The sequence below is a fragment of the Lentzea sp. NEAU-D7 genome, from assembly GCF_026242055.1.
GTDB lineage: Bacteria > Actinomycetota > Actinomycetes > Mycobacteriales > Pseudonocardiaceae > Lentzea.
Map to the genome: position 1 here is coordinate 276,915 of NZ_JAPJDL010000009.1, position 25,581 is coordinate 302,495.

The 25,581-nt window shown below is 68.3% G+C and carries 24 protein-coding genes and 5 tRNA genes; 21 read left to right on the top strand and 8 right to left on the bottom strand.

Annotated elements, in window-relative coordinates:
• Positions 1 to 180: 180 nt before the first annotated feature.
• From ORI60_RS20630 to ORI60_RS20640, 3 genes are all read left to right on the top strand, one after another.
• Positions 181 to 336, top strand: a complete 156-nt coding sequence (locus tag ORI60_RS20630) for a hypothetical protein (protein ID WP_167972756.1) — start codon at positions 181 to 183, stop codon at positions 334 to 336.
• On the top strand, positions 336 to 1,721 hold the full coding sequence (locus ORI60_RS20635) for a replication initiator (RefSeq protein WP_266039316.1): 1,386 nt from the start codon (positions 336 to 338) through the stop codon (positions 1,719 to 1,721). Before ORI60_RS20630 ends, ORI60_RS20635 begins: the two co-directional genes overlap by 1 nt.
• A 312-nt stretch (positions 1,722 to 2,033) precedes the next feature.
• Entirely contained in the window at positions 2,034 to 2,621 is a 588-nt protein-coding gene (locus ORI60_RS20640) for an HhH-GPD-type base excision DNA repair protein (RefSeq protein WP_266039318.1), read from the top strand.
• On the opposite strand, the gene ORI60_RS20645 is transcribed toward ORI60_RS20640, so the two are convergent.
• Positions 2,612 to 4,093, bottom strand: coding sequence for an ATP-dependent nuclease (locus tag ORI60_RS20645; RefSeq protein ID WP_266039320.1), 1,482 nt, complete (start codon positions 4,091 to 4,093; stop codon positions 2,612 to 2,614). The two genes, ORI60_RS20640 and ORI60_RS20645, sit on opposite strands and share 10 nt — an antisense overlap.
• 70 nt (positions 4,094 to 4,163) lie before the next feature.
• Here ORI60_RS20645 and ORI60_RS20650 point away from each other — a divergent pair, with 70 nt between their 5' ends.
• The 8 genes from ORI60_RS20650 to ORI60_RS20685 all read left to right on the top strand — a co-directional run bounded on the left by ORI60_RS20650 (position 4,164) and on the right by ORI60_RS20685 (position 10,357).
• Positions 4,164 to 4,670 (top strand): HhH-GPD-type base excision DNA repair protein, encoded by a 507-nt coding sequence (locus tag ORI60_RS20650; protein ID WP_416234482.1) that lies wholly within the window; start codon positions 4,164 to 4,166, stop codon positions 4,668 to 4,670.
• A 19-nt stretch (positions 4,671 to 4,689) separates the two neighbouring features.
• On the top strand, positions 4,690 to 5,682 hold the full coding sequence (locus ORI60_RS20655; RefSeq protein WP_266039322.1) for an esterase-like activity of phytase family protein: 993 nt from the start codon (positions 4,690 to 4,692) through the stop codon (positions 5,680 to 5,682).
• A gap of 38 nt (positions 5,683 to 5,720) precedes the next feature.
• A complete protein-coding gene (locus ORI60_RS20660; RefSeq protein ID WP_266039324.1) occupies positions 5,721 to 7,094 on the top strand; it encodes a serine/threonine-protein kinase in 1,374 nt (457 codons plus the stop codon).
• A gap of 112 nt (positions 7,095 to 7,206) precedes the next feature.
• Positions 7,207 to 7,917, top strand: coding sequence for an ABC transporter permease (locus ORI60_RS20665; protein WP_266039326.1), 711 nt, complete (start codon positions 7,207 to 7,209; stop codon positions 7,915 to 7,917).
• A complete protein-coding gene (locus ORI60_RS20670) occupies positions 7,910 to 8,707 on the top strand; it encodes an ABC transporter permease (protein WP_266039328.1) in 798 nt (265 codons plus the stop codon). The genes ORI60_RS20665 and ORI60_RS20670 overlap by 8 nt, the downstream gene beginning before the upstream one ends.
• Complete coding sequence (locus ORI60_RS20675) at positions 8,704 to 9,675, top strand: ABC transporter ATP-binding protein (protein ID WP_266039330.1); 972 nt, start codon at positions 8,704 to 8,706, stop codon at positions 9,673 to 9,675. Before ORI60_RS20670 ends, ORI60_RS20675 begins: the two co-directional genes overlap by 4 nt.
• A gap of 45 nt (positions 9,676 to 9,720) precedes the next feature.
• Positions 9,721 to 10,068: a hypothetical protein gene (locus ORI60_RS20680; protein ID WP_266039332.1), complete on the top strand. Its 348-nt coding sequence runs from the start codon at positions 9,721 to 9,723 to the stop codon at positions 10,066 to 10,068.
• A 97-nt stretch (positions 10,069 to 10,165) separates the two neighbouring features.
• Positions 10,166 to 10,357 (top strand): DUF1918 domain-containing protein, encoded by a 192-nt coding sequence (locus ORI60_RS20685; RefSeq protein ID WP_266039334.1) that lies wholly within the window; start codon positions 10,166 to 10,168, stop codon positions 10,355 to 10,357.
• On the opposite strand, the gene ORI60_RS20690 is transcribed toward ORI60_RS20685, so the two are convergent.
• Together ORI60_RS20690 and ORI60_RS20695 are read right to left on the bottom strand one after the other, a co-directional pair.
• A complete protein-coding gene (locus ORI60_RS20690) occupies positions 10,354 to 11,169 on the bottom strand; it encodes an inositol monophosphatase family protein (RefSeq protein WP_266039336.1) in 816 nt (271 codons plus the stop codon). The two genes, ORI60_RS20685 and ORI60_RS20690, sit on opposite strands and share 4 nt — an antisense overlap.
• 24 nt (positions 11,170 to 11,193) lie before the next feature.
• Entirely contained in the window at positions 11,194 to 12,174 is a 981-nt protein-coding gene (locus ORI60_RS20695) for a malate dehydrogenase (protein ID WP_045313228.1), read from the bottom strand.
• A gap of 95 nt (positions 12,175 to 12,269) precedes the next feature.
• On the opposite strand from ORI60_RS20695, the gene ORI60_RS20700 reads away from it, so the two are divergent.
• A complete protein-coding gene (locus tag ORI60_RS20700; protein WP_416234480.1) occupies positions 12,270 to 12,869 on the top strand; it encodes a pentapeptide repeat-containing protein in 600 nt (199 codons plus the stop codon).
• Here the strand turns inward: ORI60_RS20700 and ORI60_RS20705 are convergent.
• Positions 12,855 to 15,599 carry a glycohydrolase toxin TNT-related protein gene (locus tag ORI60_RS20705; RefSeq protein ID WP_266039338.1) on the bottom strand — a complete coding sequence of 915 codons (2,745 nt, stop codon included), beginning with the start codon at positions 15,597 to 15,599 and terminating at the stop codon, positions 12,855 to 12,857. The genes ORI60_RS20700 and ORI60_RS20705 overlap by 15 nt on opposite strands.
• A gap of 138 nt (positions 15,600 to 15,737) precedes the next feature.
• Between ORI60_RS20705 and ORI60_RS20710 the strand changes: the two genes are divergently transcribed.
• Genes ORI60_RS20710 through ORI60_RS20720 form a run of 3 tightly spaced genes read left to right on the top strand, consistent with a single transcriptional unit; the run spans position 15,738 to position 17,810 of the window.
• Entirely contained in the window at positions 15,738 to 16,658 is a 921-nt protein-coding gene (locus ORI60_RS20710) for a DMT family transporter (protein ID WP_266039340.1), read from the top strand.
• Positions 16,655 to 17,503 carry a bifunctional methylenetetrahydrofolate dehydrogenase/methenyltetrahydrofolate cyclohydrolase gene (locus ORI60_RS20715; RefSeq protein ID WP_266039342.1) on the top strand — a complete coding sequence of 283 codons (849 nt, stop codon included), beginning with the start codon at positions 16,655 to 16,657 and terminating at the stop codon, positions 17,501 to 17,503. Before ORI60_RS20710 ends, ORI60_RS20715 begins: the two co-directional genes overlap by 4 nt.
• Positions 17,504 to 17,516: 13 nt before the next feature.
• Positions 17,517 to 17,810, top strand: coding sequence for a DUF3017 domain-containing protein (locus tag ORI60_RS20720; RefSeq protein ID WP_266039385.1), 294 nt, complete (start codon positions 17,517 to 17,519; stop codon positions 17,808 to 17,810).
• On the opposite strand, the gene ORI60_RS20725 is transcribed toward ORI60_RS20720, so the two are convergent.
• The gene (locus tag ORI60_RS20725; protein ID WP_266039344.1) at positions 17,800 to 18,369 is read right to left on the bottom strand and encodes a TetR/AcrR family transcriptional regulator; all 570 of its coding nucleotides are present in this window, start codon (positions 18,367 to 18,369) and stop codon (positions 17,800 to 17,802) included. The two genes, ORI60_RS20720 and ORI60_RS20725, sit on opposite strands and share 11 nt — an antisense overlap.
• Positions 18,370 to 18,434: 65 nt before the next feature.
• Between ORI60_RS20725 and ORI60_RS20730 the strand changes: the two genes are divergently transcribed.
• The 6 genes from ORI60_RS20730 to ORI60_RS20755 all read left to right on the top strand — a co-directional run bounded on the left by ORI60_RS20730 (position 18,435) and on the right by ORI60_RS20755 (position 19,805).
• Positions 18,435 to 19,007: a dihydrofolate reductase family protein gene (locus tag ORI60_RS20730; protein ID WP_323055926.1), complete on the top strand. Its 573-nt coding sequence runs from the start codon at positions 18,435 to 18,437 to the stop codon at positions 19,005 to 19,007.
• Positions 19,008 to 19,274: 267 nt separating this feature from the next.
• Positions 19,275 to 19,346: transfer RNA gene (locus tag ORI60_RS20735), tRNA-Arg, on the top strand.
• Positions 19,347 to 19,450: 104 nt separating this feature from the next.
• A tRNA-Phe gene (locus ORI60_RS20740) sits at positions 19,451 to 19,522 on the top strand.
• Between the two features lie 11 nt (positions 19,523 to 19,533).
• A tRNA-Ser gene (locus ORI60_RS20745) sits at positions 19,534 to 19,618 on the top strand.
• Positions 19,619 to 19,628: 10 nt separating this feature from the next.
• Positions 19,629 to 19,717 (top strand) — tRNA-Ser (locus ORI60_RS20750).
• Between the two features lie 16 nt (positions 19,718 to 19,733).
• A tRNA-Asn gene (locus ORI60_RS20755) sits at positions 19,734 to 19,805 on the top strand.
• A 1-nt stretch (position 19,806) separates the two neighbouring features.
• Here ORI60_RS20755 and ORI60_RS20760 read toward each other — a convergent pair.
• The 3 genes from ORI60_RS20760 to ORI60_RS20770 are packed head-to-tail and all read right to left on the bottom strand — an operon-like array spanning position 19,807 to position 25,448.
• A complete protein-coding gene (locus tag ORI60_RS20760) occupies positions 19,807 to 23,094 on the bottom strand; it encodes an error-prone DNA polymerase (RefSeq protein ID WP_266039346.1) in 3,288 nt (1,095 codons plus the stop codon).
• A 60-nt stretch (positions 23,095 to 23,154) separates the two neighbouring features.
• Positions 23,155 to 24,657 carry a DNA polymerase Y family protein gene (locus ORI60_RS20765; RefSeq protein WP_266039347.1) on the bottom strand — a complete coding sequence of 501 codons (1,503 nt, stop codon included), beginning with the start codon at positions 24,655 to 24,657 and terminating at the stop codon, positions 23,155 to 23,157.
• Positions 24,654 to 25,448 (bottom strand): hypothetical protein, encoded by a 795-nt coding sequence (locus ORI60_RS20770; protein WP_266039348.1) that lies wholly within the window; start codon positions 25,446 to 25,448, stop codon positions 24,654 to 24,656. Before ORI60_RS20770 ends, ORI60_RS20765 begins: the two co-directional genes overlap by 4 nt.
• Positions 25,449 to 25,581 lie beyond the last annotated feature (133 nt).

A 25,581-nucleotide genomic window follows, 5' to 3' on the forward strand; every position in this document is an offset into this window, starting at 1 on the left:
CTGCGGAGTGGCACATCATCCCCTGACGAGAGCAGCACGAGGGCCATGCCCTCTGGGGTGCCGCAGAAGACCGCAACCACCACACAAACACTCCCTTTCACAAACACAAGTAGGGGTAGATCCCCGCGCTGCCTGTGTTGACGCGTCGTGGCTCCACGACCGTGAAGGGGAGTGTTTCTTGTGGGGCCATCGCCCGACGAGATGTGGGAGTGGGCCGAGCAGCAAGCCGCAGCCGTGCCCGCCTGGAGCGAAGAACGCTGGCAGCGTGTCAACGCGATCTTCGGCGTTCGACTCGCCGACGAACGAGCCGCCCAGCATCAGCAGGAGGCCGCGTGATGAGCGGCCACGAGATCGACCTGCCACCCGAGTTCGTGTCGTTGGCGAAGGGTGCCGCCAACAAGCAGGACTTCCACCGCTGGAAAGAGATGGTCGCCAGCACGCGCGGCTGCTCCGCGCCGATCCGTCTGGTCGGATCGTCTGCCACGGTCGACGCCGCGACCGGCGAAGTGCTCAGCACCTACTCGACGTGGGACGAGCCGAACGAGTACCTGCTGACCGCCTGCGGCAACCGACGCGCGAGCCGGTGCGAGGCGTGTTCGCAGGTCTACGCCGATGACACGTTCTACCTGATCAGGTCAGGGCTTGCCGGAGGTCGCGACGTCCCGACCTCCGTTGCGTCGCACCCTCGGGTATTCGCCACGTTCACCGCGCCGTCCTTCGGGCCGGTGCATGCTCGGGTCATTGACTCCTCCGGTGCAGTTCGTCCGTGTCATCCGCGCCGTGAAGGACCCTCTTGCCGCGCCAAGCACGAGGAAGACGACTCAGCACTCGGGCAGGCGATTGATCCGGCCAGCTATGACTACACGGGAGCGGTGCTGTGGAACAACCGTGCTGGCGAGCTGTGGCACACGTTCGCCGTGTACCTACGCCGGCACCTGGCCGAGGCGTTGGGAGTCTCGCGCTCGAAGCTCACCAAGGTCCTGCGGGTCGAGTACGCGAAGGTGGCCGAGTACCAGGTGCGCGGCCTGGTGCACTTCCACGCCGTGATTCGGCTCGACGGGCCGTCCGGTCCGGGCGAACCGCCGCCGTTCGGTATGGATGCGGAGATGCTGTGCGATGCGATCAACAGCGCTGCCCGCGCGGCGAAAGTTGGCGTGCCAGGATTCTCCTCAACGATCCGATGGGGCAAGCAGCTCGACATCAGGCCTATCGGGCACGACGGGGATGGCTGGACGGACGCCAAGGTGGCGCGGTACATCGCGAAGTACGCCACCAAGGGAGCCGAATCCGCAGGGACCGTTGATCGGCAGATCAGGAGCGTTGGTCACCTGCACCGCGTTCGCGGTCTGTCGGACCATGCACGCCGGATGATCGAGACGTGCTGGGAGTTGGGCGGCCACGAGGACCACGCGTATCTGAAGCTTCGGGAGTGGGCGCACATGCTCGGGTACGGCGGGCACTTCTCGACCAAGAGCCGTCGGTACTCCACGACGCTCGGGAGCATGCGCAGTGATCGAGCGAGGTTCCGCGCTGATCTTGCTCGCGAGCTTGCCGGGCTTGATCCGCTTCCGGCTGATCAGCACACCGTTCGTGTCGGTGACTGGGCTGTTGCCGGTGTCGGCTACACCAATTCAGGCGAGGAGTCCTGGGCCGAGCTGATCCGTGAGCAGCACCGATACAAGCCTGTCGCGCGGCCGGCCGACACGGACTCGGCTGCGTGACGGTGGTTCAGAGTTTCTTCTCCCTGTTCAAGGCGCTGGCTGCGCCAGCGCAGGCGCCCTCCTCTTCTGTCCACATCCCCGCCCGCTGCGCGCGGCCTCCGGCCGTGCTCGGGACGGGGCGCGGACAGGGAGGGCGCCTACTGGCGGCAGCGCAATAGCGAAAAGATGACCACCGATGCGCACCAGATCGTGACGATCGCCGACGTGGCTGTTTGATCGAGCTGGGCACGGCGATCGACGCCACGCCACCGCTTCGCGCCGTCGTGCCAACGGGTCAGGCAGCTCTGAGGCGGTCGTGGCATGCTTCCCGCCATGAGTCCCCAGCTGCGCATTGCGCAAGATCCTGAAGCCGACGCGTTGCTATCTAATAGCACACTGGCCTTGCTTTTTGGCATGATGCTCGATCAACAAATTCCAATGGAGAAAGCCTTCAAAGGACCGAAGGAAATTGCCGACCGGATGGGAGCACTAGACGTCAATATCATCGCCGAAGCAAGCCCTGAAGAATTCGCCGCCACCATCGCCAACAAGCCAGCAATCCATCGTTTTCCTGGCGCAATGGCTAAGCGACTTCAGGACTTGGCGAAGTACCTAGTGGAGCACTATGACGGGAACGTTGATGCAATTTGGACACGGAACAACCCAGACGGCCCAGAGGTTCTAAAGCGCCTTAAGGCACTGCCTGGCTTCGGCGATCAAAAAGCACGTATCTTCCTAGCATTGATCGGGAAGCAGCTTGGAATCAAGCCCGAAGGCTGGAGAGAGGCCGCCGGAGCCTACGGCGAACAGAACTCAAGGCGAAGTGTCGCGGATGTCTCCGACCCCGTAAGCCTAATCGAAGTGCGAAACTTCAAAAAGGAGGCAAAGGCTGCCGCTAAGAACCAGAAGGGTCAGTCCTGACCCAATCTCTCCTTAATACTTTCGACAAATTCTTTTCGCCCAGCTTCGTCAACCGCAACGTCAGCCCATACGGCCGCAGATGCTTCCCATACGCGGTCCGTTCGAACTCTGGCCCCAAGTCTTTCAGCTACCTTCCGCGACCACGCGTGATGGTTTTCAATCTGGACCGCATCATCGACCGCCTCGAACAAGTCGCCTGCCCGAACACCAAGCCTTTGCGAAACCGCTTCCCATGCATCTTCTGACATTGACGCGAAGACGGCCCGCTCAGGTGCGGCTTTACCAGGAATAACTACACACCCTGGACTAGCTCCTTGCTCGCCGTCTAGAACACCCATCGCATTTGTTCCAAGCTTGTCATCAGCCGAGAGTGCACCTAGCGTCTTCACGGTCGAAGCAGCACCGACAGGGAGAATCGACAGCCTATTTCGAATCTCTGGAGCTTCATGCGCGATAAGCGCGTCCACCAAAACCGCCGACTCCAGGTCTTCACAGTAGAGCGTCAGCTCCGGATGATAGACATCATCCATCATTGACATCGAGAACTCAGGCGTCACCCCGTAGATGACGTTTCTTTCACCTTTTCGAGTAAGCTGAATGTGAACCCTAGCTTCCGCAGGAAGCTGCTCAAGAATATACGGTGAATGCGTGGACAGGAGGAACTGAACCCGATTGGCGCGAGCAACGGCGAAGAGCTCGGTCATCAGACGTCGCTGCGCCCTGGGATGTAGAGAAGCCTCGACTTCGTCGATCAGAATAAGCGAGTATTTTGGCACAGAACGCAGGAGTGCAACGAGGTCGGCAGTCGCGTCTTCACCAGCACCTTGATGGAAGTTAGAATACTCGCCTTCCGGCGTTGTCAGAACGCCGATCTGCTTGTTCTCATAGGTTGCCATCACGCTCTTCGTGTACGGCTTGTTCATAATCCGAGAAAGAAGAGCTCGATCTTCCTCAAGGAAGGGAATCTCGTCGCCTGGAAAGATTAGCTCTTTGGCGATCTTCCCATACCCGACGAGCGTATTGATCGGCTGCGTTCGACTGACATCCAGGAAGAATACCGATCTAGGGTGGCGATTCGGCATACCGCGCCAACGCGACGTCTTCTTACTCAATGATATTGAGGTCGTAACATCACCACGACGGACTTGGTATCCAAGCTTGACGCCTTCCACCTTCTCCCACGGAGTGCTAGGAAAGAAGTCGTCTGGATAAAAAGCCAGAGTGTCGCGCACACCTTTCGGCGCCCCATATGCAGCTGCGGCTGCCTTCAGTACCGTACTTTTACCCGCCCCGTTCTCGCCAGCGATAGCGACAACCGGAAATCTGAACTCAACAAGAGTACTTTTCCATCCCCTCAGGCCTTCGATGCGCACCGATTCGAGGAACTGTGGCCACCCGGCACCCGAGTGCCGCTCCGTATTCCAGTCCTGCACGACCGGGGACAATGTCACGGGCTTGCGCGGGTCACCCACGTGTTCTCCAAGTCGGGCCACAAAGCGGAACAGGCTAGATGAACCCCTATATCGCGCAAGCGCCGCAAACATTACCAACATACACTCGCGACTGTGTTGCGACCAGCAGATCCCGATGGAGAAGGCGTTCTCCGGCCCCAAGGTCCTCGCCGACCGCATGGGCGGCCTGGACGTGCACCGCATCGCCGAGGCCGACCCCGAGGCCTTCGCCACCATCATGGCCACCCCGCCCGCCGTGCACCGGTTCCCCGGCTCGATGGCCAAGCGGGTGCAGGCGCTGTCCCAGTTCGTCGTCGAGACCTACGACGGCGACGTCACGCGGATCTGGGCCGACGGGGACGGGGCCGCGGTGCTGAAGCGGCTCAAGGCGTTGCCCGGGTTCGGGGAGCAGAAGGCCAAGATCTTCCTTGCACTTCTGGGCAAACAGTTCGGCGTGACGCCCGAGGGGTGGCGTGCGGCGGCTGGGCACTACGGGGACGAAGGAAGCCGACGTAGCGTCGCCGACGTGCGCGACCAGGCGTCGTTGCTGGAGGTTCGCGACTTCAAGAAGGCCGCGAAGGCCGCCGCCAAGAAGTAGCCAGGCCGTCCGTCGTCTGGTGCACTGCACGTACGCCGCCAGTCCGCACGAGGTGTGCCACCTCGTGGGAGAAGGGGCGTTTGCGTTGCGCATCAAGGTGATCGGCGTGTTCATCGTCCTCGTGCTCGGGTTGACGGGGCTTCCGGCGGGGGCGGCGACGTCGTGGCCGGGCGACTCCGCCACGAAGTACGCGGACGGGACGAACATCTTCGGCACGAACCTGAGCGGTGTGTCGTTCGAGGGTCCGGGTGTCGTGTGGGCGGTCAGGAACGGGCCCTCCACGCTGTACCGGCTCGTGCCGAGCGGGAGCACGTGGAAGGTCGACCAGAAGCGGTCGCTCAGGTTCGCGGACGGGCAGGGTGATCCCGATGCCGAAGGGGTCGTGAGCACGCCGGACGGGCTCTTCGTGGCCGTCGAGCGCGACAACGACGACGGTGACGTGAGCGCGCCGAAGATCCTCGAGTACGGCGCCGGCAGCAACGCGGTCGCCGAGTGGGAGCTCGGCGGCATGCCCGAGGTCGACCCCAACGACGGGCCGGAGGCCATCTCGTGGGTGCCGGACTCGTTCCTCACGCGGAACGGCTTCAAGGACGACAGCGGCAGGACCTACGACCCGGCCGAGTACCCCGGCCACGGCAGCGGGTTGTTCTTCGTCGGGCTGGAGGCCACCGGTGAGGTGTACGTGTACGCCCTGCAGCAGTCCGGCGCGAAGTTGCTGAGCAGGTTCGCGAGTGGTCAGAGCCAGGTGATGGACCTGGAGTTCGACGGCGCCAAGCTGTGGAGCATCTGCGACAACCACTGCAGCGGCCGCACGACGACGCTCGCCATCAGCAGCGGCAGGTTCAAGGTCACGGCGACGTACAACCGGCCGTCGACGCTGCCGAACGTGAACCTCGAAGGTTTCGCGATCTCGCCGACCTGCACCAACGGCAAGAAGGTCGTTCTCTGGTCGGACGACGACAACACGAGCAGTCACGCGCTCAGGAGCGGAACGCTGAACTGCACGGGCTAGACCGGGGATTGTCGGGGTGCGGAACTAAGCTGCCGCGCGTGACCGCACCCCACATTCCCGGCCTGACCGACCTGAGACCGTTGGGCGCGGGCGGGTTCGCCACCGTCTACACCGCCCACCAGTCCCAACTCGGTCGCGACGTCGCCGTGAAGATCGACAACCGGGTCCTGGTCGACGAGCGGGACCGGAGGCGGTTCCTCCGCGAGGCGCAGGCGGCGGCCAAGCTGTCGGGTCATCCGCACGTCGTCGGGGTGCACGACGCGAACATCACCGGGCACGGCACGCCGTACATCGTCATGGAGCTGTGCACGGGCGGGTCGCTCGCCGACCAGCTCGACCGGCAGGGCCGGTTGCACCCCGAGCAGGTGCGCGACCTCGGCATCAAGCTCGCCGACGCACTCGCCGCGGCACATCAGGAAGGCGTGCTGCACAGGGACATCAAGCCCGCGAACATCCTCGTCGACCGCTACGGCACGCCGAAGCTCGCCGACTTCGGGCTCGCGGCGCTGCTCGACGCGCAGGGCGGCAGCACGGTCACCAGGGACGCCCTGAGCCCCAGCTACGCGCCGCCCGAGGCGTTCGCGATGGCCGAGCCGTCGCCGCAGGCCGACGTCTACTCGCTCGCGGCGACGCTCTACACGCTGCTCGCTGGCAAGCCGCCGCGTCCGGTGCCGTGGCCGATCACGTCGTTCGACCAGCTCGGCGAGATCCTGCGCCGGCCCGTGCCCGCGGTGCCGGGGGTGCCGCCCGCGTTGCACGAGGCGCTGGCGAGGGCTCTGCACCCGGACGCGAACCTGCGCACGCCGAGCGCCGCGCAGCTGCGGGACGAGCTGCTCGACCCGATGCGCATGCCGACCGTGCCGGTCGCTCCCCCGCCCAAGCGCAGGGCGTGGCCGTTGGTCGCCGGCGCGGCGGGGCTCGTCGTCGCGATCGTGGTGGGCCTGGTCGTGTGGAACCCGTTCGACAAGGAGCGGACGACCGCCCAGGGCGCTGGGCCGTCGACGACCCAGCAGGGCGGCGCCGAGGACATCCCGCCGTACCTCAAGAAGTGCGACGCCGGGTTCTGCATCGACAAGTCGACCTGCTTCCGCGGCGTCACGAACATCGGCGGCATGCCCGCGGTCGCCAGGAAGGTCGGCAGCTGTGCGGACCTGCACTACTGGGAGGCGTTCTCCGGCGGCTGGCTCTCCGGGGAGATCCCGGCGGTCGACTCCGACGAGCTGATGGCCTCGCCCGAGCTGAAGGACGTCTGCACGCCCGCGGTGATGAAGGCGAACTCGCGGCCGACCGTCGACACCTCCGGCTGGGACATGACGGCCCTCGGCTTCAAGGACGGCAGCCGCAACTACTTCCTCTGCCTGGGCTCGCAGCCCGGAGCCGGGGAAGTCGTCACCAGCGCGTTCGGCAGTTGAACAAATCCACTTGCGACGGTCACTAACGTTGACCGACGTGCGTGTTCACGCCGATTTGATCATTGCTGGATTCCGAAGGTATTCGACCTACCGACAAGCGATGCTGGCCGGGATGACCGCGAACGTGGTCTTCGGCCTGCTGCGGGCCGCCGTCCTCGTCGCCGCTCTCCGAGCGGCGAACGGTGAGATCGCGGACTACGGCATCGCTGCCACCAACACGTACGTCTGGATCGGGCAGGGGCTGCTCGGGTTCATCCTGTTGTGGGGGACCAACGAGCTCGCCGAGCGCGTGCGATCCGGTGACGTCGTGGTCGACCTGTACCGGCCGTGGCACCTGCAGAGCGCTCTGCTCGCGCAGGACCTCGGCCGTGGCGGGTACGCGTTCCTGACCAGGCTCGCGCCGCCGATGGCGTTCGGCATGCTGCTGTTCCCGTTCCAGTTCCCGGCCGATGCGGTGCAGTGGCCGCTGTTCCTGGTCAGCGCGGTCATCGCGCTGGTCATCAGCTTCGCGTGCCGGTTCCTGATCGACGTCAGCGCGTTCTGGCTGGTCGACAACCGGGGGCTGTACGGGTTCTGGAACGTCACGTCCGGCCTGCTGTGCGGGCTCACCGTGCCTGTCGCGTTCTTCCCGGGGTGGGCTCGCGAGGTGCTGTGGATGACCCCGTTCCCCGCGTTGATGCAGTCGCCGATCGACGTGTTCCTCGGGCACGGCGATCCGCTGCGAACCCTGCTCCACCAGGTGTTCTGGGCCGTGGCGCTGCTCGCGGCCGGTCACCTCGCGCTCCAGCGCGCGGTGCGCAAGGTGGTGGTCCAGGGTGGCTGACACCATCTACCCCCGGCTCATCGGCGCGCGGCTGCGGAGCCAGATGTCCTACCGCGCGTCGTTCGCGCTCGACCTCCTGACGCAGGTGCTGGCGCAGTGGATCGAGCTGATCGTCATCCTCGTGCTGTTCGGCCACGTCAGCGCTCTCGGCGGGTTCGCCAAGAACGAGGTGCTGCTGATGTACGCGTTCGCGGGCATCGCGTTCGGCATCGCCGACCTCTTCGCCGGGCAGCTCGACAACCTGCCGACGTACATCCGCACCGGCACCTTCGACGTGCTGCTGATGCGGCCGCTCGGCACGCTGCCGCAGATCATGGTTTCGGACGTCCGCCTGCGCAGGGTCGGGCGCATCGTCGGCGCGATCGCGGTGATGGTCTACGCGCTGGCGCACAGCAGCATCGGCTGGACGCCCGCGAAGGTCGCGCTGACCATCCTCACGCCGCTGGCCGGCGCGGTCATCTTCGGCGCGATCTGGGTCGTGACGTGCTCGGTGTGCTTCTGGATCGTGGAGGGCCGCGAGTTCGCCAACGCCTTCACCTACGGCAGCAACGCCTTCACCTCGTACCCGGTCAACGTGTACTCCGCCCCGCTGCGCTGGGTGATGGCGTTCATCGTGCCGGGGGCGTTCGTCGCGTACTACCCGAGCCTCGCGCTGCTCGGGAAGCAGGACCCGCTCGGCCTTCCTGGCTGGGTCGGCTGGACATCACCGCTCGTCGCGGTTCTGGCGGCGGTAGTCGCCGGGTTCGTGTGGCGGTTCGCGGTCAGGCACTACCGGGGAACGGGATCATGATCGAGGTCAGGGAGCTCCGCAGGGAGTTCAAGGTAGCCACGTCCAAAGGCCTGCGCCGCAACTACAAGACCGTCACGGCGGTCGACGGCGTCACGTTCGACGTCGCCGCGGGTGAGGCCGTCGGGTACGTCGGCCCGAACGGTGCCGGCAAGTCCACGACGATCAAGATGCTGACCGGGATCCTGGTGCCGACCAGCGGCCACATCAGGGTGGGCGACGTCGACCCGTCGAAGCAGCGGCGCGATCTCGCGAAGCGCATCGGCGTCGTGTTCGGCCAGCGCAGCCAGCTCTGGTGGGACCTTCCGCTCCAGGACAGCTTCGACCTGCTCAGGTCCATCTACCGGGTGTCGGCGGAGGACTACCGCAGGCGTCTCGACGAGTGCGTCGAACTCCTCGGGCTGCGGGAGTTCCTGACCACGCCCGTGCGGCAGCTCTCGCTGGGGCAGCGGATGCGCGGCGAGATCACCGCCGCGCTGCTGCACGCCCCCGAGCTCCTGGTGCTGGACGAGCCGACGATCGGCCTGGACCTGGAGTCCAAGGAGCGCCTCAGGGAGTTCCTCGCGGACATCAACACCCGCCGAGGCACGACGCTGCTGCTCACCACGCACGACCTGGACGACATCGAACGCCTGTGCCCGCGGCTGATGGTGATCGACCACGGCCGGGTGCTCGCCGACGGGCCGCTGGAGGAACTGCGCGCGGAGGTCACCCCGGACCGCGAGCTCGTCATCGACCTCAGGGAACCGGGACCGGCACCGGACGTCCCAGGAGTGACGGCAGTGCGCAGCGAGGCCAACGGGCTGCGCCACCACCTCACGTTCAGGAGAGCGGAGACGACGGCGGCACAGTTGATCACTCAGGTGGTGCGGCAGGTGGAGGTCCACGACCTCGCCGTCGTGGAGCCGGAAATCGACGACGTCATCCGCAAGCTCTACCAACGGCAACTCGATCAAGACGTACGTCGGTAGAGTCGTAGTCAACACAAACGGACACTTCGGGCACAAGGAGAGCGAATGCGCCTAGTTGGACCGCTGGCCGCGGCTGTCATCGCGATGGGCAGCTTGACGGCTTGCGACGCGATCCAGGGCGTCAGCAACACCGCGGACAAGGTGAAGCTGTGCGCCGACGCAATCTCGCTCGTGGGTTTCACGCCGGACATGAGCGACCCGCAGAAGGCACTGGAGGAGACCCAGGCCAAGGCGAAGGAGCTCGAGACCCTCGCGAACTCCGCGCCGGACGAGCAGGTGAAGAAGGCTCTCGAAGAGGCCGCGAACGGCATGCAGAACGTCGGCTCCGCGGCGGACTGGGTGCAGCAGAAGGCCGATCTCGCGGCGAAGGTCTCCTCGGCCTGCGGCGGATGAGCACTTGAGCCCTGTTGCGCACCTCCGGTGGCGGCTTAGGCTTTGACGCGTTCATCGTGCCAAGCCTCACGCCGCACACCGGAGGTGTTGCAGCACCATGCAAGCAACAGTGGGTGACAGGCTCCACGTCCACAGCCGTTCAGTCGGACTGGAGGAGCGCCTCGGCGAGATCCTCGAAGTGCGCGGGAACGACGGGCATCCGCCGTACCTCGTCCGCTTCAACGACGGCCACGAGGGCCTGGTGTTCCCCGGCCCCGACTGCATCGTCGAGCCCAGGGGCTCCGTCTAGCCGTTGAGAACGGTCGCGATCAACTCCTCGGCGAGCTGAGGAGTCGCTGCAGCCACGCCTGACCACCGGTGGGTCAGGTCGGGCTCGAACGTGAACGGCCGCCCGTGCAGGTCGACCAGCACGCCGCCCGCGGCGGGCACGGTGACCAGTGCCGTCGCGAGGTCCATGATCCGGTGCGTGTCGCTGCCAGGGTCGATGAACGCGTCGACCGTGCCTTCCGCGACCAGCATGGTCTCCAGGCACGTCGTGCACAGCACGCGGATGCGGTCGGCGCTGTTCGCGATGCGCAGCCACGCGTCCTGAGTGCCCGTCTTGGGGCGCATCAGGCACACCGACGCGCCCTTCAACGTCGTTCGTCCGGTGGTGCGGAACGACGTCGGCACTCCTGCGCGCGCGTGCCACGCACGGCCCGTGTCAAACCACGTCGTCAGAGCTTCTTTTGCCGTGCCGTCTTCGACGAGCGCACCGGCGAAGCAGGAGAGAGGGACGCCGAACGCGGCGTTCGCGGACCCGTCGACCGGGTCGATGACGAGGGTGGTCGAGGAGCCGTTGTCGACGAACCCGGCTTCCTCGGAGAGCAGGTTCACGCGACTGCGGTGGATGGACTCCAGGATCGCGTCCTCGACGATGCGGTCGACGCGCATCGTCGGTGTTCCGTCGGCGCCGTCCGCCACTTCTTCGCGGAGTTCGAGGCGCGTGTGCAGAGATCGGGCACGCCCGTACGCCGCTGACGCCGCACGGGCGGCGTCAGCGAGCGCGGGGTGCACGTCGTCGGAGAGCTGTGGCTGGGGAACGTCCCATGGGATCAGCACGTTCCCCACACTGCCACGAAAAACTCAGATCAGGCCGAGGCCCTTGACCGCGTCGCGCTCCTCGACCAGCTCGGCCACGGAGGCGTCGATCCGGCCGCGGGAGAACTCGTCGATCTCCAGGCCCTGGATGATCTCGTAGCTGCCGCCCGAGCACTTGACCGGGAACGACGAGATGATGCCCTCGGGCACGCCGTAGGAGCCGTCCGACGGGATGGCCATCGAGGTCCACTCGGTGCCGTTGACCCAGTCGTAGATGTGGTCGATGGCGGCGTTCGCGGCCGATGCGGCGGAAGACGCGCCACGGGCCTCGATGATCGCCGCGCCGCGCTTGGCGACGGTCGGGATGAAGTCGTTCTCCAGCCACGCCTGGTCGTTCACGGCCTCGGCGGCGGTCTTGTCGCCCACCTTGGCGTGGAACAGGTCCGGGTACTGGGTGGCCGAGTGGTTGCCCCAGATCGTCATGTTCTGGATGTCGGTGACCGCGACGCCCAGCTTCTTGGCGAGCTGCGACAGGGCGCGGTTGTGGTCCAGGCGCGTCATCGCGGTGAAGCGCTCGCGCGGGACGTCCGGCGCGTGCTGCTGGGCGATGAGGGCGTTGGTGTTGGCCGGGTTGCCGACCACGAGGACCTTCACGTCGTCAGCGGCGCCGGCGTTGATCGCCTCGCCCTGCGGCTTGAAGATGCCACCGTTGGCCTCGAGGAGGTCGCCGCGCTCCATGCCCTTGGTGCGGGGGCGGGCGCCGACGAGCAGGGCCACGTTCACGCCGTCGAACGCGGTCTTCGCGTCGTCGGTGATCGTGATTCCCTTGAGCAGCGGGAAGGCGCAGTCGTCCAGCTCCATCGCGGTGCCCTCGGCGGCCTTCAGCGCGGGGGTGATCTCCAGCAGCCGCAGGTTGACCGGGGTGTCCGGGCCGAGCAGGTGGCCGGAAGCGATGCGGAAGAGCAGTGCGTAGCCGATCTGGCCGGCTGCACCGGTGACAGTGACGTTCACGGGCGTGCGGGTCATGAGCCTTCCCGAATGACGGTCGTCCTCGTTGACGTCGGGCAGGTCGCCCGGCGTCCCGCACGTTACCAACACGTGGCCGATGGCAGAGTGTGAGAGTGGACAACCTGGTCGAAGAGGTTGGCGAGGACTACGCCGACGCGAACCTGCACGGACAACACTGGGAGAAGCGGTCTTTCACCGACTGCGACTTCACCGAGGCCGACCTCCGCGAGCTCGTCACGGCGGGGTGCACGTTCACCCGGTGCGACTTCACCCGGACGGATCTCGGCGAGTCGAAGCACACCGCGACGGCGTTCCGGCAGTGCACCTTCGACCGCACGGTCCTGACCCGGTCGAGCTTCACCTCGTGCAGCCTCATGGGGTCGAACTTCGTGGACTGCGTGCTGCGGCCCGTCACCTTCACCGAGGTCGACTTCACGCTGGCGTCGTTCGTGAAGGCACCGCTGCACGACCTGAAGCTGGGCGGTCAGCGGTTCCGCGAGACGAACCTCAGCGAGGCCGACCTGCGCAACACCGACCTGAGCCAGGCGGACCTGATGGGTGCCCGGCTGCTCGACGCCAAGCTGGACGGCGCCGACCTGCGCGGGGCGAAGCTGGACGCGAACGGGCTCCGGCAAGCCAAGCTCGCCGGAGCCCTGATCGACGTCGAGCAGGCGATCGCCTTCGCGGCCGCCTACGGACTAGTTGTCGGTTGATCCCGTGATCTCGACGAGGACGCCGTCGGCGACCATCTCCTCGACGGACTTCGGCAGCAGGTAGGCGGTGCCGCCGCCCGGCTGCTCGAACCACGGCACGGCCACGCCGGTCAGCACCTCGAGCGGGCGGCGCAACCGGTACACGCGGTACGGGCGGTTGATCCACGACGGCACGAGGCTGCGTTCCGGGAACGGCGTGCCCGCCACGTAGACGAGGTTGCCGCTCTGGTCGCCGTAGCGGTCGATCTCGGTGCCCGCCGGCAGTTCGAACATCTGCTTGTGGCGGAACAGCGTGAGCGGCGGCTCGCCCGCGAGCGGCGAGATCGGGAACTTCCGCTTCGACGGTTCCTCCTGCGACACGGCGGCGGCGACCGGCGAGGGCGCCGGAGCCTGCTGCGGTGCGGGTGGCGGCGGAACCGGCTGCACCTTCGTCGGGACGACGGCCGGTGCCGGCATCGGCGCGGGCGGGGCCTGCTGCACCTGCGTCGGGGCCTGCTGCGGTTGCGGTTGCTGCGGGGGCAGCGGCGGGCGCTGCGGCGGCACGGGACGGCGCGGCTCCTCGCGGAAGCCGTTGGTCATCGGCCGCTGCGGTGGCTGGGGCGGCTGGGGTGCACGCGGCGGGATCGTGCGGAAGTTGCCCAGCACCAGCCTGCCGACCAGGTACGCCGAGGCGTCCTCGACCTTGTCGAACCGCACCGGGTTCTTGGGGCCGTGGTCGAACCAGCTGACCTCCCAGCTGTCGCCGTCGAGGCGCAGCGTCCAGGTGCGGTCGGCGGGCTCGCCGCCGATCCGGAACACGCCGTGCGGCACGTTGAGGTCGTCCAGCGCGCGGCGGGTGCCCGCCAGCTCGCGGTCCTCCTCCGGCGTGACCTGCCGCGGCGGCCTGACCGGTTCCGGCTCCGGCTCCGGTTCGGGCTCCGGTTCCGGCTCGGGGTCCTTGAACAGCGCCGCGTCGAACTGGGTGGTCTCCTCGGACCGCGTCGGCTTGGGCGCGGGAGCCAGGGGCAGCACCTCGTGCTCCGCGACCGGCTCCGGCTCGAAGTGCGAGTCGAGCCGCGCGTCGAACCGGTCGTCGAACTCCGGGTCGACCGCCGCCTCGAACGACGTGGTCGACTCGATCTCCTCTTCGGCGAGATCGGGTTCGTCGTCGGCCACGGGGACGACCGGGTGCTCCTCGGTGACCTCGGACGCGCTCTCCAGCGGCTCGTCGAGGACCGGGCTCCACGCCATCGTGTCCTGCATGACGTCGCGCGGACGTTCCTCGGTCTCGGCGTCGAGGTGGTCGGTGAGCTCCGCTTCGTGCTGGTGCGTGAGGAGCACGGGCTCGTCCGGCCCCGCGGTGGGGATCTCGGGTTCCTCGGTGACGTCCACGTCTTCGTGTTCGTCCGCGGCGACCGTTTCGTTCGGCTCGTCGGCGACGAACTCCTCGACCGGCTCGGGAACGACCTCCCGGTCCGGCTCGCGCACGGGCTGCCGGACGATCTCCGGCGCGGACTGCCGCACGGGCTCCGGTGCGGCCTGCCGGACGGGCTCCGGCTCCGGTTCCGCGAGCTCGCTCGGGTGCGGGGCGAAGAGGTCCATGCCCGCGCCGTAGGTGTCGCGCAGGGTCCTCTCGTCGATCGTGTCCGGCACGCCGTCCGAGTCGAAGACGACCCGGTAGGGAGGGCCGTCACCGGCCAGCGGCGGCGTGGCCACCGCGAGCGTCTCGCCCAGGTCCGCCACGGGCGCCGGGGCGACCTGCGGCTGCTCGTTCGTGACCTCGGCCGCGACCGGCTCGGGGTACATCGGCTCGAAGTCGTACTCCTCCGGCTCGTCCCCGGTCTCGAACTTCGGGGCCGCGACGAACTGCGTCGCGTCCGCCGCGGGGGCGGGCTCCGGTTCGGGCTCGGGTTCGACCGGCGCCGGCACGACGGTGCCGGGAGGCGCGGCGGGAGCGCCCAGGTTCGCCGCGGCGCCGAGCCTCGACTCCTCGCTGACCTCGGGCAGGCCGAACCCGGCGGCACGCGCCCGTTCGACCAGCTCGGGCTCGGGCGGGACGCCGTACTTGCGCAGGTAGTAGGAGACCCCGGCGGGCCAGATCCACACACCGTCCGTCTGGAACCCGGACGGCACGACCGGCGGCGCGTCCGGGTGCAGCACGTCGTTGTCGAAGCCGCGCCCGGCCACGGCGACCGGTGCGTTCGACAGGTACGCGAGCAGCGGCGCGACCTCGGGTTCCGGCACCGGCGGGCGGTTGACCGACGGACGACCGTTCGGTCCGGCGCCGTCGAACACGCGGGCCGTGCGGAACACCGGCGTCGGCGGGTTCATCCTCCGGCGCAGCCAGTCCGGGACGTTCTCCTCGGCACGGGGGAAGAACCTCATCTCGTCGACGTACGCCTGCTGGGGCGGAGGGGTCTGCCAGCTCGGCTCCGCACGGTCGAAGTCGAGGTTGTAGCTGGACGGGTGATCGAGCTGGTACCTGGCGTTGGTCCAGCTGCCCCGGCCCTCGCGGTGCATGCCGGCCCGCAGCCGCGCGAACAGCGAGGCCACCTCCTGGGGCACCTGCCACGCACGCTTGGTTCCGTCCTGCAGCCGGAGTTCGGCCTCCAGTTCGAAGTACCGGCCGGTGGCGCGGTACTGCGCGATCACACCGCGCCAGTCCTCTGGTGCGGCCCGCATCAGAGTCAGGCCGATCTGCTTGACCAGGGCGTCCTGCTCGGTAGGGTTCAACGGCTTCGGCTCGGACACGCCAACATCTTCCCCCGCAACTCGCCGGATCGCACACGTCCCCCGCCACTGCGCCGAACGGTGGAGGCCCGACCATAACGCGGTGGACGTGCAAGGTTAAAGCTGATCAAGAACACCTTTGACCTGTCTGGAGGCGATGTGGCGCGGTCCGCGCAGGTGACCGGCGGTCTGCTGGCGGCGGCGGGAGGAGTGGCGATCGCGGTCCAGGCTCGTGTCAACGGGTCGCTCGCCCAGGAGCTCGGCAACGGTCTGCTGGCGGCGTTGATCTCCTTCGGCGGAGGGTGGTTCGTGCTGCTCGCGGCCGTCCTGACGCGACAGTCCGGGCGGGACGGCCTCTCGAGACTGGGCGACGCCCTGCGCCGCCGCCGCATCCGCTGGTGGGAATGCGTCGGTGGCGTCAGCGGCGCGGTGCTCGTGGGCTCCCAGGGGCTGGCGGTCGCGACCATCGGTGTGGCGGTGTTCACGGTCGCGGTGGTGATCGGGCAGGTCGTGAGCAGCATGGTCATGGACAACCTCGGGGTCGGTCCCGGTCAGGCGAAGCCGATTACAACGACACGTGTCGTCGGAGCGGCCGTCGGTGTTATCGCGGTCACCGTCGCGGTGTCGCACCGGTTCACGTCGCCCGGAGGGTTGTGGCTCGCGGTGCTGCCGCTCGTCGCCGGCCTGCTGATGGGCTGGCAGCAGGCGGTGAACGGCCTGGTGCGCGAGGCCGCGGCCAACTCGATGGCGACGATCCTGGTGAACTTCAGCGTCGGCACCGCGGCGTTGGCGCTGGTCAACGCCGTGACGTGGAGCGGTGTGCCCGGCGGGTTCACCTCTGCCTGGTGGCTGTACCTCGGCGGGTTGCTGGGCATCGTCGGCGTGGGCGGGGCGATCACGTCGGTGCGGTTCATCGGCGTGCTGATGGTCGGGCTGTGCGGCGTGTGCGGCCAGCTCATCGGGGCCGTGCTGCTCGACGCGGTGAGCGGGCACCTGGCGTTGCCGACGGTGATCGGCGTGGTGCTGACGCTGGTGTCGGTGGGCGTCGCGGCGCTGCCCAATGGGAAGATGAGGGCGTGACTGCGACGCTGCTCAACGGCAACGAAACCCGGAACGCGCTGTTCGAGGACCTGAAGGCGCGGGTCGCCGCGCTGCCCGGCTCCGTGGGCCTGGCCACCGTGCTGGTCGGCGACGACCCCGGCTCGCACTCGTACGTCAAGGGCAAGCACAAGGCGTGCGAGAAGGTCGGCATCAAGTCGATCCGGCGCGACCTGCCCGAGTCGACCACGCAGCAGGAGCTGGAAGCCGTCATCGACGAGCTGAACGCGAACCCCGAGGTCACCGCGTACATCGTCCAGCTGCCTCTGCCCAAGCACCTCAACGCGAACGCGATCCTGGAGCGCATCGACCCGGCCAAGGACGGCGACGGCCTGCACCCGGTCAACCTCGGCAAGCTGGTGCTCGGCGAGGAGGCCGCGCTGCCCGCCACGCCGCGCGGCATCGTGGAGCTGCTGCGCCGCTACGACGTGCCGATCGCGGGCGCGAACGTCACCGTCGTCGGCCGCGGCGTCACCGTGGGCCGCCCGATCGGCCTGCTGCTGACCCGCCGCTCCGAGAACGCCACCGTGACGCTGTGCCACACCGGCACCAAGGACCTCGCGGCGGAGGTGCGCCGGGCGGACATCGTGATCGCCGGCGCCGGCAGCCCGGGCCTGATCACCGCGGACATGGTCAAGCCGGGCGCGGCCGTGGTCGACGTCGGCATCACCCGCACCGAGTCCGGTCTCGTCGGCGACGTGGCCCCCGAGGTCCGCGAGGTCGCCGGCTGGCTCGCCCCGATCCCCGGCGGAGCCGGCCCGATGACCGTCGCGATGCTGCTGACCAACACCGTCGAAGCCGCCGAGCGCGCCCATGCAGCGGTCTGACGCCGAGGCGCTCATGCCGGAACAGCGCTGGCGCTCGGGCCCCGCGAAGCACCTGCCGTTCGCGCTGGTGCTCGGGGTCGGCGTGCTCGGGCTGGTGCGGATCTTCCAGTACCACTGGCGGCAGGGCGCCGTGCTGCTCGGGGTGTCGCTGCTGGTCGCGGCCGTGCTGCGGATCCTCGTCACCGACGAGCAGGCGGGTCTGATCAAGATCCGCGGCCGGGGCATGGACGCGTTCCTGTACTCGACGCTGGGCATCGTGGTGATCGCCGTCGCACTGACGATCACCGGCGGCCCGCTCAGCCGATAGCGCGGTTCACCATGACCTCGACCAGTTCGTCGAGGTCCATGGCGGCCACCACGTCCGGCAGCGTCAGCCGTTCGTAGATCAGCCCCGTCATCGCGAAGTACAGCGAGACGACGGTCATCCGGTCGCCCGGCAGCTTCGAGTCCTCGTTGAACGCGACGTTGGCCTCGATGTTGTCGGCGATCGTCTTCGTGAGCGCCTCGCGGATCTCCGGCCTCCTCGTGGCCTCCAGCCGCAGCTCCATCATCGCGAGGTAGCAGGCCTTGTCCGCGTCCGCCCGCTTGATGATGTCGTGCATGAACTTCACCGTCAGCGACCTGTCGCGCGGCAGTGCGAGCGACTCCGCGACCGACTCGTCGGACGGCATGAGCCTGTCGTGCACCCGCGTCATCACCGCCGACATCAGCTCGTCGCGGTTCGCGAAGTAGTTCGACGCCGTGCCCGCCGGCACCTCCGCCTTCGCGTCGATCGCGCGGTAGGTCAGCCCCCGCGCGCCTTCCCGCGCCAGGACGTCGATCGCCGCGTCCAGCAGAGCCGTGCGCCTTGCCTCGTTCCGGACCACGTCGCCTCCTTGACAACCACTACAGACATAGTACTACAGTTGTCGTGGTTAGAACGACTGAGGGGATGATCGTTTTGCGAAAGCTCGTTTACTACGTCGCCGTCACGCTCGACGGGTTCATCGCGGCCGAGGACGGGACCTTCGACGGGTTCATCTTCGAGGGCGACCACATGGCCGGCATCAACGCGCACTACCCGGAGACGGTGCCCACCCAGATGCGCGAGCTGGTCGGGCTCGGAGACGCGCCGAACCAGCACTTCGACACGGTGCTGATGGGCCGCCACACCTACCAGGTCCCCGGCGGCCTGGCCTCGCCCTACGCACACCTGCGCCAGTTCGTCGTGTCCACGCAGGTGACCGGCACCCCGTCCGACGTCGAGGTGATCCGCGAGGACGTCGTCGGCCGCGTGCGGGCGCTGAAGGAAGAGGACGGCCTCGACATCTGGCTGTGCGGCGGCGGCAAGCTGGCCGCCGAACTGCTGCCCGAGATCGACCAGCTGATGCTGAAGATCCACCCCGTGGTGTTCGGGCGCGGCATCCCGTTGTTCGACGGGAAAACCGACATCAGGAAGTTCCAGCGCACCGATGCGCGACTGTTCGAGAGCGGAGTTTCGTTCATGACTCACGACCGCGTTTGAGAAAATGATTGACGGCGTGCACCGCGCGCCGCAATACTTGTGCCACACACCAAGCCGAAGGGGATCGTCATGAGCAGCCAGGAGATGCGGGGCGAGAGCTTCAGCAGCTTCGTCGCGTGCGTGCGCTCCTCACGACGTCCCGGCTCCTCGCGACCGTTTTCGCAGGTGAGCTCCTTGTAGTGGCATGAGCACGAAGGCCACTCAGGGAGCCGCCCATCGGGAAACCGATAAGGGCGGCTCTCTTTGTTTGTCATGCATTCAATTCTTGCCCTTGTAGCTCAATGGAGAGAGTGCGGCGCTACGAACGCCGAGATTCAGGTTCGACTCCTGGCAGGGGTACTCGCGGATGCGAGGGAGACGGCAACCCGCCTCATTTGGGATGAGGACACACCGCGTTCGACTCGCGGGCATCCGACGGAAAAGGCGTCCTCCGGGACGCGCAAGGCTCTTTAGCTCAACTGGCAGAGCACCGGGGTGAAGTTCCGGTGGTCAGGGTTCGACTCCCTGGGGAGCCGCGCAGGACGAAGGAGGGCTGGCCGAGTGGCAAGGCACCGGATTGCTGATCCGAGGTCCAGCGATGTCTGGCGCGCGTTCGATCCGCGCGCCCTCCGCGTCCTGGAAGGAGGATTGGCCGAGCCCGGTAAGGCAGCTGTCTCGAAAACAGTGGTCAGCGCGCGAGCGCTGCGCAGGTTCGAATCCTGCATCCTCCGCTCCACCCAGTTCGTGTCCTCTGAAGTGCTGGCGGCGGCACGCCCGACTGTTACGCGGGAGGACCAGGTTCGAATCCTGGCAGGGGAACTCAGCGGAAGTCCCGTGACTTCGACGGGATCCGCAGGTCCAGGTGCTGCAACCGGTCCGCCAGCACGCTGATCACACCGTCAGCCGACTCCACCACACCCCGCACGAGCATCGCGCCGCTGCCGCGCGCCACCCGCCGGTACCGGGCCCACAACCCCGGTGAGCACACGACGTTCACCATCCCCGTCTCGTCCTCGATGTTGAGGAACGTGACGCCGGCCGCCGTCGCCGGCCGTTGCCGATGCGTCACCGCTCCCCCGATCAGCACCCGCGTACCGGGTTCGACCGAGCCGAGTGCGTCCACCGGCAGCGCGCCCATCGAGTCCAAACTGGACCGCACGAACTGGGTGGGGAAGCTGTCCGGGGACAGGCCCGTGGCCCAGACGTCCGCCACCGCCAGTTCGACGTCGTCCATGCCCGGCAACGCGGGTGCGTCGACGCCGACCACGGTGCCCGGCAGGCGGTCGGACCTGATCGCGGCCACCGCGCCGGCCGCCCAGAGCGCCTCCCGGCGTTCCAGGCCGAAGCAGGAGAAGGCGCCCGCCGTGGCGAGGGCCTCCACCTGGGCCGCCGTGAGCTGCACTCGGGTCCCGAAGTCCTCCATGTCGCGGAACGGTTGCGCGGCGACGATCCGCTCGGCGTCCGCGTCACCGATGCCGCGGACTGCGGACAGGCCCATGCGGACGGCGTTCTTGCCCTCGAACGGTTCCAGGCCCGCCCAGGGAAGCGACCGGTTCACGCACGGGCCGTGCACCGTCACACCGTGGCGGCGGGCGTCGATCACCAGCGACTGCGGTGAGTAGAAGCCCATCGGCTGGGCCCTGAGCAGGGCCGCGCAGAACGCCGCCGGGTAGTAGAGCTTGAACCACGCGCTCACGAACACCAGGTGCGCGAACGACAGGGCGTGCGACTCGGGGAAGCCGAAGTTGGCGAACGCCAGCAGTTTCGCGTAGATGCGACCGGCCAGCTCCTCGTTGATGCCCTGGGCGGCGCAGCCCTCGTAGAAGCGGTCGCGCAGGCGTTCCATGCGGGCGGTCGAACGCTTGGCGCCCATCGCGCGGCGCAGTTCGTCGGCCTCGGCGGCGGTGAAGCCGGCCACGTCGACCGCGATCTGCATGAGCTGTTCCTGGAACAACGGCACGCCGTAGGTCTTCTTGAGCGCGTTCTCCAGCAACGGGTGGTCGTAGTCCCACTCCTCCTGCTTGTTGCGGCGCCGGATGTACGGGTGGACCGAGCCTCCCTGGATCGGGCCCGGCCTGATCAGCGCGACCTCGACGACCAGGTCGTAGAACTCGCGCGGCTTCAGGCGCGGCAACGTCGCCATCTGCGCGCGGCTCTCCACCTGGAAGACGCCGACCGAGTCGGCCTTCTGCAACATCTCGTAGACGCGCTGGTCGTTGAGGTCGAGCCGGCCGATGTCGACGCTGACACCCTCGTGGTCGCGGACGAGGTCGATGGCGTAGTGCAGCGCGGAGAGCATGCCGAGGCCGAGCAGGTCGAACTTCACCAGGCCGATGGACGCGCAGTCGTCCTTGTCCCACTGCAGGACCGTGCGCTTGTCCATGCGCGCCTTCTCCACCGGGCACACCTCGCTGACGGCGCGGTCGCAGATCACCATGCCGCCGGAGTGGATGCCGAGGTGGCGCGGGAAGTTCTCCAGCTGCGCGGACAGCTCCAGCACGTCGCGCGGGATGTCGCAGTCGTCGGTGGTGGTGCCCAGCGGCCCCCACCTGTCTATCTGCTTGCTCCACGCGTCCTGCTGCCCCGGCGAGTGGCCGAGCGCGCGGGCCATGTCGCGCACCGCGGAACGGGCGCGGTAGGTGATGACGTTCGCGACCTGCGCCGCGTGCCTGCGGCCGTACTTCGCGTAGACGTGCTGGATGACCTCCTCGCGCCGGTCGGACTCGATGTCGACGTCGATGTCGGGAGGACCGTCGCGGGCGGGGGCGAGGAACCGTTCGAAGAGCAGGTCGAAGCGGACCGCGTCGACGTTGGTGATGCCGAGCGCGAAGCACACGGCGGAGTTCGCCGCGCTCCCCCTGCCCTGGCAGAGGATGTCGTTGCGCTTGCAGAAGTTCACGATGTCGTGCACGACGAGGAAGTAGCCGGGGAAGCCGAGCTGCTCGATGACCTTCAGCTCGTGCTCGATCTGCCGGAACGCCTTCTCGTCGCCGTCGGGGTACCGCCGCCGTGCGCCCTCGTAGGTGAGCTCGCGCAGCCAGGTGATCTCGGTGTGCCCGCGCGGCACGTCGAACGGCGGCAGCTTCGGCGCGACCAGCCGCAGGTCGAACGCCAGCTGCATGCCGAGCAACGCGGCGTTGTGCACGGCGCCGGGAAAACGGCGGAACCGGTGGAACATCTCCTCGCCGCTGCGCAGGAACGCGGCGGGTGACGGCGGCAGCCAGCCTGCCATGTCGTCGAGGCTGCTCCGTGCGCGCACGGCAGCCATCGCGGCGGCGAGCCTGCCACGGCTCGGCGTCGCGTAGTGCACCGCGTTCGTTGCCACGACCGGAAGCTGGAGCTGCTGCGCCATCGCGTTGAGGATGTCGTTGCGGCGGCTGTCCTCGGGCAGGCCGTGATCGGTCAGCTCGACGTAGACGCGTCCCTTGCCGAACAGGTCGGTGAGCCTGACGATCTCCGCGTACGCCGCCTCCGGGCCTTCTCTCACCAGCGCCCGGCGCACGGTTCCCTTGCGACAGCCCGTGAGCACCACGACGTCGCCCTTGGTGTCGGCGACGATCTGGTCGACGTCGTAGACGGGTTTGCCCTTCTCGGCGTTGTCGTCGAGGTGTCCGGTCGTGAGCGTGCGGCACAGCGCGTGATAGCCGTCCTGCTGGCGTGCCAGGAGAAGCAGGTGGTCGCCCTCGGGATCCGGTTCGCCGTTGGCCGGCCTGCTCAGTCCGATGCTCAGCTCGGCACCGAACACCGTGTGCATGCCGAGTTCCTTGGCCGCCTCGGCGAACCGCACGACGCCGTACATGCCGTCGTGGTCGGTGATCGCGATGGCGTCGAGCTTGAGCCGCTGCGCCTCCTCGACCAGCTCCTCGGGGTGGCTCGCACCGTCGAGCCAGCTGAAGTTGGAGTGGCAGTGCAGCTCCGCGTACGGGACGCGCTTGCGGGTGACCGCCATCTCGTCCGCGTGCAGCGAGAAACCCGGCGGGGCGGTGTAGCGGTCGCGGTGTCTCCCCCACCCCGGACCGTCGCCGCCGTCGGGCTTCTGCTCGTAGGGCTTGCCGGACAGCGCCCGTTCCAGCTCCCGCCAGCGGACCGGTGGGTTATTCCAGCCCATCGGCTTCCTTGCGCGGCAACGGGATCAGGGCCTCCAGCAGATCCCAGTACTCGTCCTGCATCAGTCGTACACCCCTTCCAGAAACCACCTCTGGTCCCTGCGGATCAGCAGGAACGCCTGGTCGTTCGTCTGCACCTGGATGCGCGCGGCCCGGTGCGCGTCCGGCGCCCACCACCGCTCGTCGACAGGCCACGGCCCGGCCCACGCGGTGATCTCGCACGCTCTTCCCCTGACGGTCAGGGTCTTCGGTCTCGCGGTGAGTTCGAGCCTGCCGGTCACACCGACCTCCGCGCCCTCGGAGTCCTTCAGCTCCGCGGGGTCGTCGGCGAGCGTCGCGGGCGCCCTGGTCAGCCGGCCCGGCCACGGGTGGTCCGGGTGCGCGAGCGGGGTTCGCTCGTCGCCCCACGGCACGAGCCTGACCTGCTCCCTCGGTCCCCTGCCGCCGTCGATGACCCCGGTGAGCACGCCGTCCGGGCCGAGCAGTCCCTGGACGTGCAGCAACGCCCGAACCGCGCGTTCGTCGTCGTGGCCCCACAACCCGAGCTGGAGCGCGGTGCCGTTGACGACCTCGACCGGTTCGAGGGTGAGCGTGCGGATGCCGGAGGTGAGGCGTTCACGGGTGAGCCAGCCGTCGAGCTGCCAGCGCACCCGGTCCGCGATCCCCCTCGGTGTCAACGGTTCCGCGGCCCGCCACACCCGGCCCAGCTCCTCGTCGTTCTCGGTGCGGGCGTGGATGCCGAGCCGCGTGCACGCGAGACCGCGAGCCGCGAGGTTCTCGTGCAGCCGCTCCGAGAGGATCTTCGCGGCGAACGCGGCCGCGTCGATCCGCTCGACCGGTTCGTCGAAGGTCTCGGTGACCGCCAGCTCCGGCGCGGGCCTGCGCTTGTCGAGCGGGCGTTCGGGCAGCCCGCGCGCCAGCCGGTGCTGCCTCGTCGCCGGTCCGCCGAACCGGGACGCCACCGCGTTCTCCGGCACCGCCGCGAACGCGCCGAGCGTCTTCAGCCCGAGCCTCCTGAGCAGGTCGACCAGCTCCGGGGCGTCGAGCTCGTGCACTCCCAACGGCCCGAGGAACTCCGCTGTCCGCTCCGGCGGCACGATCACGTTGCGGTGCGCGGCTTTCGTGGCCCCGAACAGGCTGTCGGCCACGCCGACCTGGGCCTCCGTCCCGGTGCGGCTCGCGACGTGGTCGACGATCCGCTCCGCCGCCTGCTCCGCGCTCCCGAAGTAGCCGACCGGCCCCTGCGCCGGCACCGCGACCAGTCCGGGCTGCACGACCTCGATGCCGGGCGCGAGCTCCTCGACGGCCTCCGCCACCGGCTCGAAGAACCGGGCGTCGCGCTGCGGGTCGTGCTCGAAGGTGATCAGCTCGGGGCACATCGCCTCGGCCGCGCGCCTGCGCATGGCCCGCCGGATCCCCTCCTTGCGCGCCACGGCCGAGGTGGACACGATCTCGTTGCCGTCGACCACCGCCACCGGCACGTGCGGAGCGGTGCCGGTGGCGGTGCAGGCGGCGATGACGGGCCAGTCGGGGCACCAGACCGCGAGCAGACGCGAGTCCTTCATGCCGACGGGCCCTTTCGCGCCAGCCTGACCAGGCGCTCGACCGCCTCCGTCCGCCTGGTGGCGGCACTGTCCGCCCGCTTGGCGGCCAGTTCGTCGGCCCGGCCCGGACCGGCATCAGCCGGCTCGTCGGAGCGGGCCGGTCCACCGGCCACCAGCGGGAGCTCGATCTCTTCCGCACCGAACGTCAGCAGCGCGTGCTTGGCCTGCCCGGCCGAGCCGCGTCCGCCACTGCGCACGGTGATCTGCTGGCGCCGCAACGTCTCCGCGCCGTCGTCCAGGGCGTTCCAGCTCACGGACTCCGCGGTCAGCGCCACGTCGGCCGAGGGCCAGGTGCCGCAGGCGATGAGCACGGCGCGGCGCTGGCGGGCACGGGCCGTCAGGCGCCGGGCCAGGGAGGGAGGTAGTGGGCAGGCGACGGCCACCAGGTCCATGCCGTCGAGCAGGGCCGCGATGACCGGGCCCGGGTCGGAACCCGGACGTGGGATCAGCGCCAGGCGCTGCACCGCCACGCCCAGCTCGGCCGCGGCCAGCACCCCGATCTGGGGCAGACCGACCACGGCGGCCCAGCAGCCGTCGGCGGTCGCACCCGCAAGGAGGGCGAGCAGCAACGATGTCGATCCGCCCACCGACACCGTGCTGCCCCGCCGCAAGCCGCCCCACGGGAGCAGGCCCGCCAGTTCCCCGCGAACCGGCAGAACCCGCCCCGTGGTGTGGTCGGTGGTGGTGCTGGTCAGCTCGCTGGCCGGGTTCACCCCGAGCGCGGCCAACGACGCCGTTGCCGACCTGGACACTCCACCCACCTCCCGTCACGGACCGTGCGCACCCCTGTGCACGGCCGCCGTGGGAAGTTCGGCGACTTGCTTATTCGAACTCTTGTTCGAACGAACGAGATGATCGTAGCGCGTGGACACACCCTTCTGTCAA

What these genes read in the sequence shown, in the direction of transcription:
- ORI60_RS20640 (WP_266039318.1), top strand. Translation starts at nt 2,034, where the DNA reads ATGAGTCCCCAGCTGCGCATTGCGCAAGATCCTGAAGCCGACGCGTTG.
- ORI60_RS20665 (WP_266039326.1), top strand. Translation starts at nt 7,207, where the DNA reads ATGACCGCGAACGTGGTCTTCGGCCTGCTGCGGGCCGCCGTCCTCGTC.
- ORI60_RS20765 (WP_266039347.1), bottom strand. Translation starts at nt 24,657, where the DNA reads ATGAAGGACTCGCGTCTGCTCGCGGTCTGGTGCCCCGACTGGCCCGTC.
- ORI60_RS20685 (WP_266039334.1), top strand. Translation starts at nt 10,166, where the DNA reads ATGCAAGCAACAGTGGGTGACAGGCTCCACGTCCACAGCCGTTCAGTC.
- ORI60_RS20695 (WP_045313228.1), bottom strand. Translation starts at nt 12,174, where the DNA reads ATGACCCGCACGCCCGTGAACGTCACTGTCACCGGTGCAGCCGGCCAG.
- ORI60_RS20675 (WP_266039330.1), top strand. Translation starts at nt 8,704, where the DNA reads ATGATCGAGGTCAGGGAGCTCCGCAGGGAGTTCAAGGTAGCCACGTCC.
- ORI60_RS20760 (WP_266039346.1), bottom strand. Translation starts at nt 23,094, where the DNA reads ATGGGCTGGAATAACCCACCGGTCCGCTGGCGGGAGCTGGAACGGGCG.
- ORI60_RS20720 (WP_266039385.1), top strand. Translation starts at nt 17,517, where the DNA reads ATGCCGGAACAGCGCTGGCGCTCGGGCCCCGCGAAGCACCTGCCGTTC.
- ORI60_RS20635 (WP_266039316.1), top strand. Translation starts at nt 336, where the DNA reads ATGAGCGGCCACGAGATCGACCTGCCACCCGAGTTCGTGTCGTTGGCG.
- ORI60_RS20680 (WP_266039332.1), top strand. Translation starts at nt 9,721, where the DNA reads ATGCGCCTAGTTGGACCGCTGGCCGCGGCTGTCATCGCGATGGGCAGC.
- ORI60_RS20730 (WP_323055926.1), top strand. Translation starts at nt 18,435, where the DNA reads ATGATCGTTTTGCGAAAGCTCGTTTACTACGTCGCCGTCACGCTCGAC.